At 58.4% G+C, this 639-nt stretch carries 1 pseudogene; it reads left to right on the top strand.

The annotated features are described in order from the left end of the window. Window positions 1-639, top strand: a pseudogene (locus tag ABRP64_RS11660) (IS256 family transposase); the annotation flags it as partial.

The following is a 639-nucleotide window of genomic DNA, read 5'->3' as shown; positions in this document are numbered from 1 at the left end:
TGCATTGTGGGCATCAGTCTGCGCAGATCTGGCCAACCGCAGGGTCCAGGACGTGTTCATCGTGTGCTGCGACGGGCTTAAAAGGCCTGCCAGAAGCCGTGGAGGCAACCTGGCCGAATTCTGTGGTGCAGACCTGCATTGTGCACCTGATTCGAGCTGCGAACCGGTGGGTGTCTTATCAGGACCGCAAATCTGTCTCCCGCGCGCTGCGTGAGGTCTACACCGCCACCAATGAGGACACCGCACGCGCCAACCTGGATGCTTTCGAGTCCAGTGAACTAGGTCAGAAATATCCGCAGTCGGTCAAAGTCTGGCGCGACGCGTGGGAGCGGTTCGTGCCGCTTTTTGCAGTTCCCGCCTGCGGCCAGGCGAGTGCTCTACACCACCAATTCGATCGAGTCACTCAACGCCCAACTGCGTAAAGCTACCCGTAACAGGGGCCAATTCCCGAACGATACTGCCGCGCTGAAGACGCTTTGGCTGATGATCTGCAATATCGAAGACAAGCGTGCTGCCCAGCGGGCGAAGAAAGCCAAGCGCAACATTGAGTGCAACGGCTATATTGAAGGAGCGAAAGCCACCGGGTGGAAACAAGCCATCAACCAACTAGCCGTGGCCTTTCCCCGACCGATTCGCGGA

Source organism: Corynebacterium sp. KPL4015 (genome assembly GCF_040225725.1).
Lineage (GTDB): Bacteria > Actinomycetota > Actinomycetes > Mycobacteriales > Mycobacteriaceae > Corynebacterium > Corynebacterium rhinophilum.
Note: the sequence above shows the minus strand (reverse complement) of the source record. Positions and strands in the feature narration are given on the sequence as shown.